19 protein-coding genes are annotated in these 18,082 nt (G+C 71.2%); 12 read left to right on the top strand and 7 right to left on the bottom strand.

What is annotated here, in order from left to right:
- Positions 1 to 15: 15 nt before the first annotated feature.
- The 7 genes from ACFY6U_RS01080 to ACFY6U_RS01110 all read left to right on the top strand — a co-directional run bounded on the left by ACFY6U_RS01080 (position 16) and on the right by ACFY6U_RS01110 (position 7,901).
- Positions 16 to 2,064: a protein meaA gene (locus ACFY6U_RS01080; protein WP_390034447.1), complete on the top strand. Its 2,049-nt coding sequence runs from the start codon at positions 16 to 18 to the stop codon at positions 2,062 to 2,064.
- Positions 2,061 to 3,023, top strand: coding sequence for a CoA ester lyase (locus ACFY6U_RS01085; RefSeq protein WP_361299735.1), 963 nt, complete (start codon positions 2,061 to 2,063; stop codon positions 3,021 to 3,023). The genes ACFY6U_RS01080 and ACFY6U_RS01085 overlap by 4 nt, the downstream gene beginning before the upstream one ends.
- 5 nt (positions 3,024 to 3,028) lie before the next feature.
- Positions 3,029 to 3,541, top strand: coding sequence for a MaoC family dehydratase (locus tag ACFY6U_RS01090; RefSeq protein ID WP_351959935.1), 513 nt, complete (start codon positions 3,029 to 3,031; stop codon positions 3,539 to 3,541).
- A gap of 3 nt (positions 3,542 to 3,544) precedes the next feature.
- Positions 3,545 to 4,750, top strand: coding sequence for an acyl-CoA dehydrogenase family protein (locus ACFY6U_RS01095; RefSeq protein ID WP_390034448.1), 1,206 nt, complete (start codon positions 3,545 to 3,547; stop codon positions 4,748 to 4,750).
- Positions 4,751 to 4,919: 169 nt separating this feature from the next.
- Complete coding sequence (locus tag ACFY6U_RS01100) at positions 4,920 to 5,576, top strand: phosphatidylserine decarboxylase (protein ID WP_294001328.1); 657 nt, start codon at positions 4,920 to 4,922, stop codon at positions 5,574 to 5,576.
- Between the two features lie 22 nt (positions 5,577 to 5,598).
- Positions 5,599 to 6,423, top strand: coding sequence for a CDP-diacylglycerol--serine O-phosphatidyltransferase (gene pssA, locus ACFY6U_RS01105; protein ID WP_294001429.1), 825 nt, complete (start codon positions 5,599 to 5,601; stop codon positions 6,421 to 6,423).
- Between the two features lie 233 nt (positions 6,424 to 6,656).
- On the top strand, positions 6,657 to 7,901 hold the full coding sequence (locus ACFY6U_RS01110) for an alpha/beta fold hydrolase (protein ID WP_390034449.1): 1,245 nt from the start codon (positions 6,657 to 6,659) through the stop codon (positions 7,899 to 7,901).
- A 6-nt stretch (positions 7,902 to 7,907) separates the two neighbouring features.
- On the opposite strand, the gene ACFY6U_RS01115 is transcribed toward ACFY6U_RS01110, so the two are convergent.
- Positions 7,908 to 9,026, bottom strand: coding sequence for a glycerate kinase (locus ACFY6U_RS01115; RefSeq protein WP_390035170.1), 1,119 nt, complete (start codon positions 9,024 to 9,026; stop codon positions 7,908 to 7,910).
- Between the two features lie 159 nt (positions 9,027 to 9,185).
- Between ACFY6U_RS01115 and ACFY6U_RS01120 the strand changes: the two genes are divergently transcribed.
- The 3 genes from ACFY6U_RS01120 to ACFY6U_RS01130 all read left to right on the top strand — a co-directional run bounded on the left by ACFY6U_RS01120 (position 9,186) and on the right by ACFY6U_RS01130 (position 11,583).
- Positions 9,186 to 10,280 (top strand): ADP-ribosylglycohydrolase family protein, encoded by a 1,095-nt coding sequence (locus tag ACFY6U_RS01120; protein WP_390034450.1) that lies wholly within the window; start codon positions 9,186 to 9,188, stop codon positions 10,278 to 10,280.
- Positions 10,277 to 10,771 carry an NUDIX domain-containing protein gene (locus tag ACFY6U_RS01125; protein WP_390034451.1) on the top strand — a complete coding sequence of 165 codons (495 nt, stop codon included), beginning with the start codon at positions 10,277 to 10,279 and terminating at the stop codon, positions 10,769 to 10,771. Before ACFY6U_RS01120 ends, ACFY6U_RS01125 begins: the two co-directional genes overlap by 4 nt.
- An 83-nt stretch (positions 10,772 to 10,854) precedes the next feature.
- Positions 10,855 to 11,583: an NAD-dependent deacetylase gene (locus ACFY6U_RS01130; protein WP_390034452.1), complete on the top strand. Its 729-nt coding sequence runs from the start codon at positions 10,855 to 10,857 to the stop codon at positions 11,581 to 11,583.
- Here ACFY6U_RS01130 and ACFY6U_RS01135 read toward each other — a convergent pair.
- The 3 genes from ACFY6U_RS01135 to ACFY6U_RS01145 form a co-directional block, all read right to left on the bottom strand.
- On the bottom strand, positions 11,580 to 12,062 hold the full coding sequence (locus ACFY6U_RS01135) for a methylated-DNA--[protein]-cysteine S-methyltransferase (RefSeq protein ID WP_390034453.1): 483 nt from the start codon (positions 12,060 to 12,062) through the stop codon (positions 11,580 to 11,582). The two genes, ACFY6U_RS01130 and ACFY6U_RS01135, sit on opposite strands and share 4 nt — an antisense overlap.
- Positions 12,063 to 12,082: 20 nt before the next feature.
- The gene (locus ACFY6U_RS01140; protein ID WP_390035171.1) at positions 12,083 to 13,549 is read right to left on the bottom strand and encodes an AlkA N-terminal domain-containing protein; all 1,467 of its coding nucleotides are present in this window, start codon (positions 13,547 to 13,549) and stop codon (positions 12,083 to 12,085) included.
- Between the two features lie 113 nt (positions 13,550 to 13,662).
- The gene (locus tag ACFY6U_RS01145) at positions 13,663 to 14,553 is read right to left on the bottom strand and encodes an SDR family oxidoreductase (protein WP_390034454.1); all 891 of its coding nucleotides are present in this window, start codon (positions 14,551 to 14,553) and stop codon (positions 13,663 to 13,665) included.
- Between the two features lie 159 nt (positions 14,554 to 14,712).
- Between ACFY6U_RS01145 and ACFY6U_RS01150 the strand changes: the two genes are divergently transcribed.
- Together ACFY6U_RS01150 and ACFY6U_RS01155 are read left to right on the top strand one after the other, a co-directional pair.
- On the top strand, positions 14,713 to 15,633 hold the full coding sequence (locus ACFY6U_RS01150) for a LysR family transcriptional regulator (RefSeq protein ID WP_390034455.1): 921 nt from the start codon (positions 14,713 to 14,715) through the stop codon (positions 15,631 to 15,633).
- 29 nt (positions 15,634 to 15,662) lie between these two features.
- Positions 15,663 to 16,562, top strand: a complete 900-nt coding sequence (locus ACFY6U_RS01155) for a LacI family DNA-binding transcriptional regulator (protein WP_390034456.1) — start codon at positions 15,663 to 15,665, stop codon at positions 16,560 to 16,562.
- Between the two features lie 38 nt (positions 16,563 to 16,600).
- Here the strand turns inward: ACFY6U_RS01155 and ACFY6U_RS01160 are convergent, their stop codons facing one another.
- From ACFY6U_RS01160 to ACFY6U_RS01170, 3 genes are all read right to left on the bottom strand, one after another.
- Positions 16,601 to 17,047: a hypothetical protein gene (locus tag ACFY6U_RS01160; protein WP_351493628.1), complete on the bottom strand. Its 447-nt coding sequence runs from the start codon at positions 17,045 to 17,047 to the stop codon at positions 16,601 to 16,603.
- A gap of 33 nt (positions 17,048 to 17,080) precedes the next feature.
- The gene (locus tag ACFY6U_RS01165) at positions 17,081 to 17,557 is read right to left on the bottom strand and encodes an SHOCT domain-containing protein (protein WP_390034457.1); all 477 of its coding nucleotides are present in this window, start codon (positions 17,555 to 17,557) and stop codon (positions 17,081 to 17,083) included.
- Between the two features lie 311 nt (positions 17,558 to 17,868).
- Positions 17,869 to 18,072 carry a hypothetical protein gene (locus ACFY6U_RS01170; protein WP_351493632.1) on the bottom strand — a complete coding sequence of 68 codons (204 nt, stop codon included), beginning with the start codon at positions 18,070 to 18,072 and terminating at the stop codon, positions 17,869 to 17,871.
- Positions 18,073 to 18,082 lie beyond the last annotated feature (10 nt).

An 18,082-nucleotide genomic window follows, 5' to 3' on the forward strand; every position in this document is an offset into this window, starting at 1 on the left:
CACCCGAGGTCATAGATGACTGAGCGTCAGAATGCCGAAGGCAGGCGGGAGAAGGACCGGCCGTGGCTCATGCGCACGTACGCCGGGCACTCCACGGCCGAGGCGTCCAACGAGCTGTACCGGCGCAACCTCGCCAAGGGCCAGACGGGTCTGTCGGTGGCGTTCGACCTGCCGACGCAGACCGGCTACGACCCCGACCACATCCTCGCCCGCGGCGAGGTCGGCCGGGTGGGCGTACCCGTCTCGCACCTCGGTGACATGCGCCGGCTGTTCCAGGACATCCCCCTGGAGCAGATGAACACCTCGATGACGATCAACGCCACCGCCATGTGGCTGCTGGCGCTCTACCAGGTCGTCGCGGAGGAGCAGGGCGCGGACGTCACCAAGCTCCAGGGCACGACCCAGAACGACATCGTCAAGGAGTACCTGTCCCGGGGGACGCACGTCTTCCCGCCGGGGCCCTCGCTCCGGCTGACGACGGACATGATCGCGTACACGGTCTCCCACCTCCCGAAGTGGAACCCGATCAACATCTGCAGCTACCACCTGCAGGAGGCGGGCGCCACGCCGGTCCAGGAGATCGCGTACGCGATGTCCACCGCCGTCGCCGTCCTCGACGCGGTGCGCGACAGCGGCCAGGTGCCGCAGGAGCGCATGGGTGACGTCGTCGCCCGCATCTCCTTCTTCGTGAACGCCGGCGTCCGGTTCGTCGAGGAGATGTGCAAGATGCGGGCGTTCGGCCGCATCTGGGACCAGGTCACCCGCGAGCGGTACGGCATCGAGAACCCCAAGCAGCGCCGCTTCCGGTACGGCGTCCAGGTGAACTCGCTCGGGCTGACCGAGGCGCAGCCGGAGAACAACGTCCAGCGGATCGTCCTGGAGATGCTCGCCGTGACGCTCTCGAAGGACGCACGCGCGCGTGCCGTGCAGCTTCCCGCCTGGAACGAGGCCCTCGGCCTGCCCCGGCCCTGGGACCAGCAGTGGTCGCTGCGCATCCAGCAGGTGCTCGCCCATGAGAGCGACCTGCTGGAGTACGACGACATCTTCGAGGGCTCGCACGTCATCGAGGCGAAGGTCGCCCAGCTGGTCGGGGACTCGCTCGCGGAGATGGACCGGATCCAGGAGATGGGCGGCGCCATGGCGGCCGTCGAGTCCGGCTACCTGAAGTCGCAGCTGGTGGCGTCGCACGCCGAGCGGCGGGGCCGGATCGAGTCCGGCCAGGAGAAGATCGTCGGCGTCAACATCTTCGAGACCACCGAGCCGAACCCGCTCACGGCCGACCTGGACACCGCGATCCAGACGGTCGACCCGGCGGTAGAGGCCCGGGTCGTCGAGGCGATCGGGCGCTGGCGCGACACGCGCTACCAGCCGCCGTTCAACCACCCGCGGCCCTGCAAGGCCCTGGAGCGGCTGAAGGAGGCCGCCAAGGGCACCGACAACCTCATGGAGGCCACCCTGGAGTGCGCCCGGGCCGGCGTCACGACCGGCGAGTGGGCGGGCGCGCTCCGGGAGGTGTTCGGCGAGTTCCGGGCGCCCACCGGGGTCTCCTCGGCTCCGATAGCCGTTCCCGTCGAGGCGGGCTCGGCGCTGGCCGAGGTGCGGGCCAGGGTGGACGCCACCGCACGCGACCTGGGCAGCGGCAAGCTGCGCTTCCTGGTCGGCAAGCCGGGTCTCGACGGCCACTCCAACGGCGCCGAGCAGATCGCCGTCCGCGCCCGGGACGCCGGCTTCGAGGTGGTCTACCAGGGCATCCGGCTCACCCCCGAGCAGATCGTGGACGCGGCCCTCGCCGAGGACGTGCACGCGGTCGGCCTGTCGATCCTCTCCGGGTCGCACGCCCAGCTGGTCCCGGACGTCCTGGAACGACTCCGTGTGGCCGGTGCCACAGATATACCCGTGATCGCCGGTGGCATCATCCCGAACGGTGATGCCGAGCAGCTGCGGGAAGCCGGAGTGGCCGCGGTCTTCACCCCGAAGGACTTCGACATCACCGGAATCATCGGCCGCATCGTCGACGAGATCCGGAAAGCGAACAAGCTCGACCCCCTGGAGGTCCCCGCATGACGACCGTCAACCGTCTCCGCCCGCGGCGCTCGTGCCTGGCCGTACCCGGTTCGAACCCCCGCTTCCTGGAGAAGGCGCAGGGTCTCCCGGCGGACCAGGTCTTCCTCGACCTGGAGGACGCGTGCGCGCCGCTCGCCAAGCCCGAGGCGCGGCACACCATCGTCAAGTTCCTCAACGAGGGCGACTGGACGGGCAAGACGCGCGTGGTGCGGGTCAACGACTGGACGACCGAGTGGACGTACCGTGACGTCGTGACCGTGGTCGAGGGCGCCGGGCAGAACCTCGACTGCATCATGCTGCCGAAGGTGCAGACGGCCCAGCAGGTCGTCGCGCTCGACCTCCTCCTCACCCAGATCGAGAAGACCATGGGCTTCGAGGTCGGCAAGATCGGCATCGAGGCGCAGATCGAGAACGCCCAGGGCCTCAACAACGTCAACGAGATCGCCACCGCGTCCCAGCGCGTCGAGACGATCATCTTCGGCCCGGCCGACTTCATGGCGTCCATCAACATGAAGTCGCTGGTCGTGGGCGAGCAGCCGCCCGGCTACCCGGCGGACGCCTACCACTACATCCTGATGAAGATCCTGATGGCCGCCCGCGCCAACAACCTCCAGGCGATCGACGGCCCCTACCTCCAGATCCGCAACATCGACGGCTACCGCGAGGTCGCCCAGCGCGCCGCCGCGCTCGGCTTCGACGGCAAGTGGGTGCTGCACCCGGGCCAGGTCGAGGCGTCCAACGAGATCTTCTCGCCGTCGCAGGAGGACTACGACCACGCCGAGCTGATCCTGGACGCGTACGACTACTACACGTCCGAGGCGGGCGGCAAGAAGGGCTCCGCGATGCTCGGCGACGAGATGATCGACGAGGCCAGCCGCAAGATGGCCCTGGTCATCTCCGGCAAGGGCCGCGCGGCCGGCATGCAGCGCACCAGCAAGTTCGAGATCCCGGAGGGCTGAGCGCGATGCAGTTCGGACGCACGTACGAGGAGTTCGAGGTCGGGGCGACGTACAAGCACTGGCCCGGAAAGACGGTCACGGAGTACGACGACCACCTGTTCTGTCTCCTCACCATGAACCACCATCCGCTCCACATGGACACGAACTACGCCGAGAAGACGACGGACTTCGGCAAGAACGTGGTGGTCGGGAACTACATCTACTCGCTGCTGCTGGGCATGTCCGTGCCGGACATCTCGGGCAAGGCGATCGCCAACCTGGAGATCGAGTCGCTCAAGCACGTGGCGCCGACCTTCCACGGCGACACGATCTACGGCCAGACGACCGTGCTCGACAAGTGGCCCTCCAAGTCGAAGGACGACCGCGGGATCGTCTACGTCGAGACCAAGGGCTACAAGCAGGACGGCACGCTGGTGTGCATCTTCCGCCGCAAGGTGATGGTGCCGACCGAGACGTACATCAAGGAGCGCGGCGGCGAGCAGCCGGGCCGCCCCGAGCTGAAGGAACAGGGGAAGTAAGCGATGGCCCGTCTCGCCCAGACCGCCGGTCTGACCGACGTCCAGCAGGAGATCCTCTCCACCGTCCGCGACTTCGTGGACAAGGAGATCATCCCGGTCGCCACCGAGCTGGAGCACCGCGACGAGTACCCGCAGCAGATCGTCGACGGCCTCAAGGAGCTCGGCCTGTTCGGCCTGATGATCCCCGAGGAGTACGGCGGCCTGGGCGAGTCCCTCCTGACGTACGCGCTGTGCGTCGAGGAGATCGCCCGGGGCTGGATGTCCGTCTCCGGGATCATCAACACGCACTTCATCGTGGCGTACATGCTCAAGCAGCACGGCACGCAGGAGCAGAAGGAGCACTTCCTGCCGCGGATGGCGGCCGGCGACATCCGGGGCGCGTTCTCGATGTCGGAGCCGGGCCTCGGCTCGGACGTGTCTGCGATCACCTCGAAGGCGGTGAAGGACGGCGACGAGTACGTCCTGAACGGCCAGAAGATGTGGCTGACCAACGGCGGGACGTCGTCCCTGGTGGCCGTCCTCGTGCGGAGTGACGAAGGCCACCCCGAGGGCACGGCCCCGCACAAGTCGATGACGACCTTCCTGGTGGAGAAGGAGCCCGGCTTCGGCGAGGTCCGCCCCGGCCTCACCATCCCGGGCAAGATCGACAAGATGGGCTACAAGGGCGTCGACACCACCGAGCTGATCATGGACGGGCTGCGGGTCCCGGCCGATCGGGTGCTCGGCGGGGCCACCGGCCGAGGTTTTTACCAAATGATGGACGGGGTCGAGGTCGGTCGCGTCAACGTGGCGGCGCGTGGCTGCGGTGTCGCGCAGCGTGCGTTCGAACTGGGCGTCCGGTACGCCCAGCAGCGTCACACTTTCGGCAAGGCGATCGCCCAGCACCAGGCCATCCAGTTCAAGCTGGCGGAGATGGCCACCAAGGTCGAGGCCGCGCATGCCATGATGGTCAACGCTGCACGCAAAAAAGACTCCGGGGAACGAAACGACCTCGAGGCCGGGATGGCGAAGTACCTCGCCTCCGAGTACTGCAAGGAGGTCGTGGAGGACGCCTTCCGGATCCACGGCGGCTACGGCTTCTCCAAGGAGTACGAGATCGAACGTCTCTACCGTGAGGCGCCCATGTTGCTGATCGGCGAAGGTACCGCCGAGATCCAGAAAATGATCATCGGGCGAAGGTTGCTCGAAGAGTATCGATTCCAGGGCTGATTGTCCCGGTACGGGGTGTTTTCTTCGAGAAGAAGATCACACCCCGTCAACGGTCTTCGGCCGCCGACTCGGCTTCCTGGCTTGCCCAGTTGCGGCCCCCGACCGGTACGATCCCGGAAAGCCGCCGTCCCCATTTCCCGCGCGGCATCATCCGCTACGAAGGTCATCCATGCCCCACAGCCAAACCTCTGCACATCGAGACAGCCTGGCCGGCGTACGCCTCGCGCGCGGAGCATCGCCGTGGCTTCTCCCGACCGTCGCCACCGCAGCCGTCAGCCTCCTGCGCGCCCGTCGCTCCGGCGCCGCCAAGGCCGTCGCCCTGCCCGCCACCGCGCTCGCGGCGGGCATGCTGTGGTTCTTCCGCGACCCCGAGCGGGAGATCGCCCAGGGCCGTGTCATCTCCCCTGCCGACGGCGTGGTGCAGAGCATCATGCCGTGGAAGGACGGACGCACCCGGGTCGCGATCTTCATGAGCCCGCTCAACGTCCACGTCAACCGCGCGCCCCTCGCGGGCGAGGTGACGTCGGTGGAGCACATCCCCGGTGGCTTCGTTCCCGCCTTCAACAAGGAGAGCGAGAACAACGAGCGCGTAGTCTGGCATTTCGACACCGAACTCGGCGACATCGAGATGATCCAGATCGCCGGCGCGGTGGCCCGCCGCATCGTCCCCTACGTCCCGCAGGGCACGAAGGTCGAGCAGGGCGACCGCATCGGTCTGATCCGCTTCGGCTCGCGCGTCGACATCTACCTGCCGGAGGGCGTGGAGGTCGCGGTCGAGGTCGGCCAGAAGACCGTGGCTGGGGTGACTCGCATTGACCGTGATTGATCCTGAGACCCAGGCGGGCTGGGTGCCCGAGGCCGACGAGATCGGCGACGACGAGGAGGAGATGCCGCTCTCTCTCCGCCTCTCGATAGCGGACACCCTCACGCTCGGCAACGCCACGTGCGGTTTCATGGCGGTGTACTTCACCACCACCGGCATCCTGATCCCGCACCTCACCGGGGACGACCAGTCGGCCGGCATGGCGCGCCACAGCGCCGCGACCGCGGTCATCCTCATGCTCTGCGCGGCGGTCTTCGACCTGTTCGACGGCCTGGTGGCACGCAAGCTGCGCTCCTCCCCCATGGGCGCGGAACTGGACAACCTCTCCGACCTGATCAGCTTCGGCCTCGCGCCGGCGTACTTCGTGCTCGTCTACGGCATGGTGGCCGACGACGCGTACCAGAAGGTGGCCGCGGTCGGAGCGGTGGTCGTGCTGCTCGCCGTGGTGCTGAGACTCGCCCGGTTCTCGTGCGTGACACCGCCGAACGGCATGTTCCAGGGCATGCCGAGCCCGTTCGGTGCGCTGACGGTGGTCTCCATCGTCCTGCTGGAACTCCCCTTCGTCGCGACGCTTCTCGCCATCCTGGGCACGGCCTGGCTGATGGTGAGCCGGGTGGAGTACCCGAAGCCGCGTGGCCGCCTCGCGGTCGCGATGCTCGCGTGGATCGTCCTCTCGATGGGGCTCCTCGTCTCCTGGGCCTTCGACGCGCCCAGCGGCCAGCTCCTCCTGCAGACCGGCTGCGCGCTGCAGCTGGTGATGGGCGCGGTGATCCCGCTGTTCGCCACGGCCCGCCGGGTGAACAACTTCCGCGACAACAGGCGCGAGGCGCGGGCGGCACAGCTGCCCTGACCCTCGTCGGAACGCGAAACGGGTGTGGCCCGAGCCTTCGAGGCTCGGGCCACACCCGTTTCGGCTTCAAGTGCACACGGGGTTGGCCTTTGACCGGTCAACCACCCCAGGTCGCGGCCGAGTTGCGCAGGGCGAGGCTGGGGAGGACGGTGGAATTGGGCTGAACTTTACCGGGGTTTGCCCCAATTCGGGGGATGGGGACTGCCCCCCTCTTTTCGAACAGGAGGACCCCCATGCCCTCACTCACGGTGAAAGACCACTCCGTGCCGCACATCTCGACGCTCCCGACGATCCCGCCGAGTCCGGGCCAAACGGTGCAGCTGTTCGTGCGCGAGTACCGGAAGACCGGTGGCCCGCAGCCGCCTCCCGTGCTGATGCTCCACGGCCGGAGCGTGCCTGCGGTCGCGGGCTTCGACCTCGTGATTCCCGGTTCGGGCGGCTCCGACATCCGGTACAGCTGGGCACAGCAGCTGGCCCAGCACGGCTTCGACGTGTTCCTGATGGACCTCCAGGGCAGCGGGCGGACACCACGGCCGCTGCCGATGGACCAACCCTGCAACGCCAACCCTGCCCAGCAGGAGTCGGTCCTCGTGCCCAACCCGCTCTCAGCCAAATGCGCACCGCCGTACGGGTACCAGCTCGGCAACTCCGAGAGCGAGGAGGCGGAAGTCGACACAGTGGTCAAGTTCATCAAGACCCAGACCGGTACGACCGGCCCGATCGACTTCGTCGGCTGGTCCGCCGGCGCCCTTGTCATGGGCCCCTACACTCTCAAGCACCCCGAGAACGTCAAGAGCCTCTTCCTGCTCGCCCCGATCTTCCCGCCCAAGGGCCGCTGGTCCGGCGACGCCATGAATCCGTTTGGACGTCCTTCGGAGGCCGCGGTACTGCCCCTGTCCACGCCGGCCCTCACGTTCGGCTTCCCGATGCACGTCGCCAGCAAGACCGGCTTCAAGATCGGCTGGGACAAGGAGCAGGCCAGCCCGCTCCAGCGGGAACCCGACATGGGAGACATCGTGTGGGACGCGATGATGGCCAACGACGCCCTGGGCAGCACCTGGGGACCGATACCGCCAGGGGGCACCGCGGAGGGCGTCCTTCGGTACCGGAACACCTACTGGTGGGGCTGGAACAACCACACCGTTCCGCTCAAGGACGCCTCAGGCACGTACATCCTCGGTGACCGGGTGCCCGTGATGATCGTCTACGGCGAGACGGACCGGACGGCCAACACCCCGCCGGCCCCACCGCTCCCGGATGTCCTGACGTTCTCCGTCCCGGGCCTGTACAAGGCGATCCCGGGACCGAAGAAGCTGATGTTCGAGCTGGCCGACGCGGGACACTCTGTGGTCTGGGAGCGCCCCGCCAAGGTGGTCCAGCACATGTCCATGCAGTGGTTCGACAAGCACCGGGTGGAGGACCAGACGAGTGGCAGCTTCTACCGGGACGACGACGGGCTCCTGACCCAGCTGGACTAGGCGCCCTCAGCTCAGGAAGTCCCGCGCGATCTGCTCGGCGACCCGCTCCAGGATCGGCCCGGCCTCCGCGATGCACTTCACCACGTCCGGTTCGACCTCGGTCAGCGGGTAGGCACGGCGGATCCCGGCCCGCCCGAGCGCCTGTGGCGGGAGGGCGAGGCGGCCGCAGACCGCGACGACCTCCTTGCCGACGGCGCGCGCAGCGGCCGCGACCCCGGCCGGCGCCTTGCCGTGCAGGGTCTGCTCGTCGAGGGAACCCTCACCGGTGATCACCAGCGTGGCCCGCTCCAGCGCGGGCGCGAAGCCCAGGACGTCGAGCATGACGTCGATACCGGCCCGGAAGCGCGCGCCGAGCAGCAGGGCGCCGTACCCGATGCCCCCGGCCGCGCCCGCGCCCGGCGCGACCGCGTACTCGGCGGCACGCGGACCGACCTCGGTCTCCAGGACCTTCGCGAAGTTGGCGAGCGCGGCGTCCAGGAGCTCCACGTCGTCCGGCGAGGCGCCCTTCTGCGGGCCGTAGACGGCCGGCGCGCCCTTCGGGCCGGTGAGCGGGTTGTCGACGTCGCTGGCGAGGACCAGGTCGACGGTGGACAGGCGCGGGTCAAGGCCTGACAGGTCGGCACGGGCCACATCGGCGAGGCCGCCGCCGCCCGGCGGCACCGGCTCGCCGTCCGCGTCGAGGAGGCGGGCGCCGAGCGCCGACAGCATCCCGGCCCCGCCGTCGGTCGTGGCACTGCCCCCGACGCCGAAGACGATCGTGCGCGCGCCCGCGTCCAGCGCGGCCCGCAGCAGCTCTCCGGAGCCGTACGTGGAGGCCGTCAGGGGCGCGAAGACGCCGCGGGGCAGCCGCTGCAGTCCGCTCGCCTCGGCCATCTCCACGACCGCGGTGTCGCCGCGCAGCGCGAACGCGGCGGTGACCTCCTGCCCGAGCGGCCCGGCGACCTTACGCTCGTGGCGTTCGAAGCCGGCCGCGACCGCCGCGGCCACCGTGCCGTCCCCGCCGTCCGCGACGGGCAGCGCCTCGACGTCGGCGCCGGGCACGATCCGCCTGAGCCCGGCCGTGACCCGCTGGGCGACCTCCACTGCCGTCAGCGAGCCCTTGAACTTGTCCGCGGCGATGAGCACGCGCTGTGTCACCTGTATCCCCTTGCTCTCCGGGCCTCGCGCACGTCAAGGCCAGTCGCGCCGCTGTGACCTTAACCGGAGGACACCCTCGCCGTCATGCCCCGCCCGAAGCCTGGGAAGCGGCTGGGAACCGTCTGCGAAAACGGGTAGACCTCAGCCATGACCAGTCTGGGGCCCGACTACGCCGACCGCGTGCTCGGCGGCTGGCTCGGCCGGATCGCGGGCAACATGCTCGGCAAACCGGTGGAGCGGGGCGACCTGTGGACCCGGGAGCGCATCGACGGCTACCTGCGGCGGGCCGCCGCCCTGCCGCTCACCGACTACCTCCCCGAGCCCCCCGACGAGAGCGACGCGCTCGCCCTGCGCCCGGAGTGGCGGCAGTGCGTGCGCGGCCGGATCCACGGCAGCTGCCGCGACGACGACGTCGACTACGCGATCCTCGGCCTGCACCTCCTGGAGACCCACGGCTTCGGCTTCAGCACCGAGCAGGTGGGCGAGCTGTGGCTGCAGCGGCTGCCGTACCTCCAGACCTTCACGGCGGAGCGGGCGGCCTACCGCAACCTCACCAACGGACTGAAACCGCCCCTCACCGCCACCTACGACAACCCGCACCAGGAGTGGATCGGCGCCCTGATCCGCGCCGACGTCTTCGGCTGGACCTGCCCGGACGACCCGCACCGGGCCGCCACCCTGGCCCGTCGGGACGCGGTCCTCTCGCACTCCGGGAACGGGGTGTACGGCGCGATGTGGGCGGCCGCGCTGATCTCGGCGGCGTTCACCGCGCCGACGGTGCGGCAGGCGGTGGACGCGGCGCTCACCGTCGTACCGGCGGGCTGCCGCCTGGCCCGGACCGTGCGCCGGGTGGTCTCCCTGTACGAGGCCCGGATGGGCTGGGAGGACACCCTCACCACCGTCGCCGCCGAGACCGCCGGCCTCGGCTGGATCCACACCGTCCCCAACGCGGCCGTGCTCACCGCCGGACTGCTGTACGGCGAGGGCGACTTCACCCGGACCGTCGCCCTCACCGTGCGCGGCGGCCTGGACACCGACTCCAACGGGGCGACGGCGGGCTCGGTGGCCGGGGTGCTGACCGGCGCGGCGGCCGTCCCCGGCCAGTGGACGATCCCCCTCGAGGACACGGTCCGCAGCGCCGTCTTCGGTTTCGACGGGGCCCGCATCAGCGACCTGGCGGCACGCACCGTACGCCTCGCCCGGACCGGCGCGCAGTCCGCACTGGCTACGCTTCCCGAGTGACCACCACCGACGCTTACGCCGCGTACATCGCGAGCCTCCCCCGGATCCTCGCCGGGGCCGCCGCGCTCATCCGGGACACCGAGGGACGGATCCTGCTCGTCGAGCCGAACTACCGGGAGGGCTGGGCGCTGCCGGGCGGGACCGTCGAGTCCGACGACGGGGAGACCCCGCGCCAGGGCGCCCGCCGGGAGACCCTGGAGGAGATCGGCCTGGACCGCGAGATGGGCCGGCTGCTGGCGGTGGACTGGGTGCACGGCGCGGGCCGGCCACCGATCGTCGCCTACCTGTACGACGGCGGGGTCGTCTCCGACGCCGACCTCCGGGCGATCCGGCTCCAGGAGGAGGAGCTGCTGTCCTGGCGGCTGGTCTCCCGGGAGGAACTCCCCGCACACCTCCCGGGCTCCCTGGGCCGCCGGGTCCTGGCCGCCCTGGACGTCCTCGTGGCGGATGCGGGCACGGCGGAACTGGAGAACGGTCACCGGGTCGGCTGACCCGGCCGCCCCGGCTGTCTGCACCCCGGGCCGCCCCCGATAACCGCTGGCCCCGGCTGCCCGCCCGTCCTACCCTCGGCCCCATGAACAGGCCCCTCGTCGCCGTCCTCAGCGGCGCCGGCATCTCGACCGACTCCGGGATCCCCGACTACCGCGGCCCCAACGGGCTGTGGCGGAAGGATCCCGAGGCCGAGAAGCTCGTGACGTACGAGTACTACATGGGCGACCCGGAGATCCGGCGGCGGTCCTGGCAGATGCGGCATCGGAACCGGACCCTGCAGGCGGAGCCGAACGCGGCGCACCGGGCCGTCGCCGAGCTGGAGCGGTCCGGGGTTCCGGTGCGGGTGATCACGCAGAACGTGGACGGGCTGCACCAGCTCGCCGGGATGCCCGCCCGCAAGGTGCTCGAACTGCACGGCTCGGCACGCAGCGTGGTGTGCACGAAGTGCCATGCGCGGGGGCCGATGGCGGACGCGATCGCCCGCGTCGAGGCCGGCGAGGAGGACCCGCCGTGCCTGGAGTGCGGGGGCATCCTCAAGTCGGCGACCGTGATGTTCGGCGAGCGGCTCGACCCTGAGGTCCTCGGCGAGGCCGTCGCCATCAGCAAGGCCTGCACGGTGTTCGTGGCCGTCGGGAGCAGCCTCCAGGTCCAGCCGGCCGCCGGGCTCGCGGGTGTCGCGGCCGACCACGGCGCCCGGCTGGTCATCGTCAACGCCGAGCCGACGCCGTACGACGACCGGGCCGACGAGATCGTCCGCGAACCGATCGGCACGGCCCTGCCGAAGCTGCTCTCCGCGCTCCAGGCCGGTTAGAAGAGACCCGCTCCCCGTTCGAAGTCCAGCAGGCGCTGCTTGCGCGGCAGGCCGCCGCCGTATCCGGTGAGGCTGCCGTTGGCGCCGATCACGCGGTGACAGGGGACGATGATGCCGACCGGGTTCTTCCCGTTGGCGAGGCCGACCGCGCGGGAGGCCTGGGGGTTGCCGAGGGCTTCGGCGAGTTCGCCGTACGAGCGGGTCTCGCCGTAGGGGATCCGGCGCAGCTGTTCCCAGACGCCGCGCTGGAACGGGGTTCCGTTCAGGCGCAGTTCGACGGTGAATTCCTTCAACTCGCCCGCGAAGTAGGCGGTCAGCTGTTCCGCGGTCTCGGTGAAGAGGTCGTCGTCGCGGGCGCCGAAGGTCTCCTCGGGCGGGCGGTGGCGCTGGTCCTCCATGTAGAGGCCGCACAGGGTGCCGTCCTCGGCCACCAGGGTGAGGGGGCCGTAGGGGCTGTCGGTCACGGTGTGGTTCTTCACGGCAATGTCCTCGAACGTCCTTATACGGGCAGGAAGTTGATCGGGTGGCTGTCGGTCGCCCACAGGTACTGGACGGCGTACGCGCGCCAGGGGCGCCAGGCCGCCGCGCGGGCGGTGAGGGCCGCCGGGGTGCCGGGCAGGCCCAACTCCTGGGCGGCCCGGCGGATTCCGAGGTCGGTGGGGAGGAAGGCGTCGGGGTCGCCGAGGGCGCGCATGGCGACGACGTCGACGGTCCACGGACCGAAGCCGGGGAGGGCGAGGAGGCGGGCGCGCGCCTCGGACCAGTCGCTCTCGACGCCCAGGTGGAGGGTGCCGTCGGCGAGTTGGCCGACGAGGGTGGTGAAGGTGGTGCGGCGGGTGCGGGGCATCGCCAGGGAGTCCGGGGGTACGTCCGCGAGCGCCTCGGGGGACGGGAAGAGATGGGTGAGGCCGCCCTCGGGGTCGTCCACCGGGGTGCCGTGGGCGGTCACCAGGCGGGCCGCGTGGGTGCGGGCGGCGGCCGTGGAGACCTGCTGGCCGAGCACGGCCCGGACGGCGAACTCCGCCTCGTCGACCGTGCGCGGCACCCGCCGCCCCGGCGCCTTGTCGACCAGCGGGGCGAGGAAGGGGTCCGTGCGCAGCTGGTCGTCGACGGCGACCGGGTCGGCGTCCAGGTCGAGCAGCCGCCGGCAGCGGCTGATGGCGACGGGCAGGTCACGCAGGTCGCTGAGGGTGAGCCGGCAGGCGATGTGGTCGGGCTTCGGGGTGAGAGCGGCGATGCCGTGGCCGTACGGCAGCCGCAGGGTCCGCCGGTAGGCGCCGTCCCGCCACTCCTCCACGCCGGGCACGGCGGTGGCCGCGAGGTGGCCGAAGAGGTTGTCGGGGTTGAGGGGGGCGCGGAAGGGCAGGCGCAGGGTGAGCGTGCCGGGGGCGAGCTGGGCCGACCTGGGGCGGCGGTCGCGTAGTTCCGTCGGCGAGAGAGCGAAGACCTCGCGGACGGTGTCGTTGAAGGTGCGGATCGAGGAGAAGCCGGCTGCGAAGGCGAGCTCCGCCATCGGCAGCGCGGTCGTCTCGATCAACAGGCGGGCGGTCTGGGCGCGTTGGGCCCGGGCGAGGGCCAGCGGGCCGGCGCCGAGCTCGGCGAGCAGCTGGCGTTCGACCTGCCGGGGGCTGTAGCCGAGGCGGGCGGCGAGGCCGGGTACGCCCTCGCGGTCCACGATCCCGTCGGCGATCAGCCGCATGGCGCGGGCGACCAGGTCGGCGCGCTGGTTCCACTCCGGGGAACCGGGGCTGGTGTCGGGCCGGCAGCGCTTGCAGGCCCGGAACCCGGCCTGCTGGCAGGCGGCCGCGCTCGGGTAGAACGTCATGTTCTCGGGTTTGGGCGGTACCACCGGGCAGCTGGGCCGGCAGTAGATCCGGGTGGTCAGGACGGCGGTGAAGAACCAGCCGTCGAACCGCGCGTCCTTCGACTGCACGGCCCGTACGCAGTGCTCGCGGTCGAGCTGCATCCCTTTCTGCATGGGTCCAGCATCGGCCACCGGGTGCGGCCGATGCTGGCGGGAATCCGACACGAAGGTTCGCTGACCTTCGGGACCCCGACGGCCAGGAGGTTCTGCGGCCGTCAGGCGAAGTAGTGGTCCTGGTCGAGGTCGGCCAGCAGCCCCGGCTGCGCGGGCCGCCAGTCGTACCGCTCGCGGGTGGCGGCGCCGGATGTGGGGTTGTCGTTGCCGACGAAGGCCGCCATCCAGCCGAAGTGGTCGGACGCCTCCTCCCGTGCGAGGGACACGACCGGCACGTCGAGGCGGCGGCCGATGACCTCGGAGATGCCGCGGAGCGGGACGCCCTCGTCGGCGACCGCGTGCAGCACGGCCCCGGCCGGCGCCGTCTCCAGGGCCTTGCGGTAGAGGGTGGCGGCGTCGAGGCGGTGCACGGACGACCAGCGGTTGGTGCCGTCCCCCACGTGGGCGGCGACACCCTTGTCGCGGGCGACGCCGATCAGGAACGGGACGAAGGCGTGGTCGCCTGCTCCGTGCACCTGGGGGAGCCGGATCGCCGACACCCGCACCCCGCGGTCGGCCAGGGCCAGGGCGGAGCGTTCAGCTTCGGCCCGGTGGGCGCCGGGGCCCGCGGGGTCGGGCGTGTCCTCCTCGGTGCCGAGGCGTCCCGGGGCGAGGAGGCCGGTCACCGAGGTGACGACCAGGGGCCGGCCGGACCCGGCGAGCGCGTCGCCGAGGGCCTTCAGCACGTCGAGTTCGGTACGGAGAGCGCCGGGCATGTCGGAGAAGTCATGGTTGTACCCCGTGTGGATCACCCCGTCCACCGCTCCCGCCGCGACCCGCAGGCCGTCGACGTCGTTCAGGTCGCCGCGGTGCGCCTCCGCTCCCACCTCCTTCAGGGCCGCCTCGGCCGCGTCCGAGCGGGCGAGGCCGAGCACCTGGTGGCCGGCGTCGAGCAGTTCGCGGACCACCGCGCTGCCGATGAACCCGGTGGCGCCGGTGACGAACACACGCATGACGAATCACCTCACGGAGAGTGCATTGCTGGGATGACCTCAGCGTGCGCCCGGCCCCGGGGCCGGGTCCAAGACCTGTTCCGTACCCGGCGATGCCCGTCCGGTCATGACCGCAGCTCACGGCGGCGGGAGCCAGGACGCCGGGAGTAGAGTCGAGGGGTGCCCGATTCCTTCGTACCGCCGGTGGACCTGGAGCTGCGCCTGGTGCGCTACTTCACCGTGGTCGCCGAGGAGCTGCACTTCGGCCGCGCGGCCGACGCGCTGCATCTCGCGCAGCCGTCGCTGAGCCGTCAGATCCGGCGCCTGGAGCGGGAGCTGGGCGTCCGGCTGCTCGACCGCACCCCGCGCGGCACCCGGCTCACCGAAGCCGGGGAGACCTTTCTGCCGCAGGCCAGGGAGCTGCTGCGGACCGCCGCCCGGGCCGCCGCCAGCGCCCGCTCGGCCGCCGCGCACGGTCCCTTCACCGTCGGGTACACCACCCACCAGATCGTCACCCCGGCCGTGCGCGAGCTGCGCCACCACCACCCGGAGGCGGACGTCCGCACCCTGCACGTGGACTGGAACGAACCGCGCGCCGCGCTCCTTGACCACCGGGTCGACGTGGTGGTGACCCGGTTCCTGTTCGCCGCCGACGGCCTGGACATCACGGTCCTCTACGACGAGCCGCGGGTCCTCCTGGTGCCGCTCGGCCACCGGCTGGCCGGCAGGGACTCGGTCACCCTCGCGGACTTCGCCGACGAGCCGCTCCCCCGCTTCACCGGCGCCGACCGGATCGGCGCGAATCCCCCCGGCCACACCAACCTGGGCGCCCTGGTGGAGACGCTGGAGGACAAGCTGGAGCTGGTGGCGAGCGGTGAGGTGGTGTCCCTGGCGCCGGCCGGGTTCCGCGGCAACCTGCGGCCGGACATCGTCGCCGTCCCCATCGAGGACGCGGCCCCCCTCCAGGTGGTCCTCGCCGCCCGCGCCGGGGACCGGCATCCCCTGTTCCCGGCGTTCCGCCGCGCGGCGCAGACCCATCTGATCCCCTCCGGCGCCACCCGGACCGGGCGCCCGCACGCGGGGACCGGGGCCGGCCGATGAGCGGTTCCGGGAGGGTCACACTGAACGACGTGGCCGCCGCCAGCGGGGTCTCGCGCGCCACGGTCAGCTTCGTCCTCAACGACGACCCGCGCCAGACCATCTCGGCCGCCACCCGCGACCGGGTGCGGCAGGCCGCGCGCGACCTCGGCTACGTCCCGCACGGGGTGGCCCGGGCCCTGCGCGAGGGCAGCTCACGGGTGGTGGTCCTGGACCTGGACCGGGGCCTGGAGGGCAACTACTCGCGCAGCTACGTCCGCGGCCTCGACGACGAACTCGCCGCGCACGGGCACGTCCTGCTGGTCCGGCACGGCCGGCACTCGGCGGAGGCGACCCGGCAGGTGCTGGACGCGATCACCCCGCGGGCCGTGCTGCGGTTCGCCGAGCCGTATCTGACCGGTCACGACCTGGAGGACCGGGGCGGCGGCTGGAAGGACGGCCTCGCCGCGCACGCGGCCCTGCAGATCCGGTACCTCACCGAGCACGGGCACACCCGGATCGCGCTGGCCCTGCCGGCGGAGGACTCCGCGCTGGCACAGGCCAGGCGGCGGTTCGCCGAACACACCCTGCACAGCCTGGGCCTGCCGCCCCTGGTGCCGTGCACGGTGCCCCGGCCGCGGCAGGCGGGCACCGCGGCGGTGGCCGCGCTGCGCACGGCGCACCCGGACGTCACGGCGGTCGCCGCCTTCGACGACGACGTCGCCCTGCGCACCCTGACCGCCCTGCACGACCTCGGCCTGGCCGTACCCGACGACCTGGCGGTGATCGGCTACGACGACACCGAGTACGGCGAGCTGAGCACCCCCGCTCTGACCACCGTGCACATCGACGCGGAGGCCCACGGCCGGCTGGCCGCGCGGACCGCGCTGGGGCTGGACACGGCGGGGCTGGTACCGGTGCCGGCGCGGATCATCGTGCGGGACTCGGCCTGAGCGGAGTCCCGCACGCGGGAGCGGCACGCACCGGACCGTCAGCCCAGGTCCGCGCCCGTGTCGGCCGAGTCGTCGCCCCGCACCACGCACAGCGCCCAGATGATGAATCCGGACAGCGCGATCATCACGACGGACCAGACCGGGTAGTACGGCAGGGACAGGAAGTTGGCGATGATCACCAGTGCGGCGATGGCCACCCCGGCGCCGCGTGCCCACGCGGCCGGCTGGAAGAGGCCGATGCTGACGACCACGGCGATCACGCCGAGGACCAGGTGGATCCAGCCCCAGCTGGTGAGGTCGAACTTGAACACGTAGTTGGGGGTCGTCACGAAGACGTCGTCCTGGGCGATGGCCATGATGCCCCGGAACACCGCGAGCAGTCCGGCGATCATGAGCATGACGGCGGCGAAGGCGGTCAGTCCTCCGGCCCAAGCCATCTTGGCGGTGTGCTGGTGCGGGTGGTGCGCGGGATGTGTGGCGGTCATGCGGCTGCCTCGATTCGTTCTCGGTGGGGGTGCTCAGCGCCCGTGGGCGGTGGGCACCGAGCCGGAGCCGGAGCGCTCGGCCGACGGGTAGTCGCTCAGGACCAGTGCCTTGGCCCTGCGGAACTCCTCGTCCGAGATGTCACCGCGGGACTTCATCTCGGAGAGCCTGGCCAGTTCGTCGACGCTGCTGGTCTGGGCGGGGCCGCTCTTGGCGGTCTGCCGGATGTACGACTCGAACGCCTTCTGCTGGTCGCGGGCCTGGGCGATCTCCCGCTGTCCCATGCCCTTGCCCCGGGCGATCACGTAGACGAGGACGCCCAGGAAGGGGACCACGATGCAGAGGGCCAGCCAGCCGGCCTTGGCCCAGCCGCCCATCGAGTCGTCGCGGAAGATGTCCACGATGACCCGGAACAGCAGCACGAGCCACATGATCCACAGGAAGAGCCACAACATCGTCCAGAAGGCGCTCAGCAGCGGATAGTCGTATGCGAGGTAGGTCTGCGCGCTCATGTACGTCCTCCGTCCACGGCGCCGGCCGGTCGGCCGGGCCCTGCCGTCCCAGCGTGCGCACGGCGGGCGCCGGGGTTCCTCACCCGGTGCGGGTGATCGTGCGCGGTGCGGCACCCGCGGCGACCGGGTCGCTCCACGAAGCGGCGCCCCGTCCGGGACCGGACGACCGGTCGCCGAACGGGGTGGCAGGCGGAGTCCGGGCGGGCACGCCCGGTCGGGACGACCGCCCCGAACCGTCCGATGAGGGGTGTGCGGGCTCGGCGGCCGGGGCCACGGCTCACCCGCCGCGGGTGATCCCCGGGCGTTCCAGGTCACTCCGGTTCGGGCAGCCGCCGCATCTCCACGACCCGCAGCCCCAGCGACAGACAGCGGTCCAGCAGTCCGTAGAGCTGTGCCTCGTCGATGACGGGGCCGAACAGGACCGTCTGGCCGGACATCGTCACATGCTCCAGCTCCGGGAAGGCCCGCGTGAGCATGTCGGACATGGTCCCTTCGACGCGGATCTCGCAGTGCATGAGCCGTCTC

Source organism: Streptomyces sp. NPDC013157 (genome assembly GCF_042899865.1).
Classification (GTDB): Bacteria; Actinomycetota; Actinomycetes; order Streptomycetales; family Streptomycetaceae; genus Streptomyces.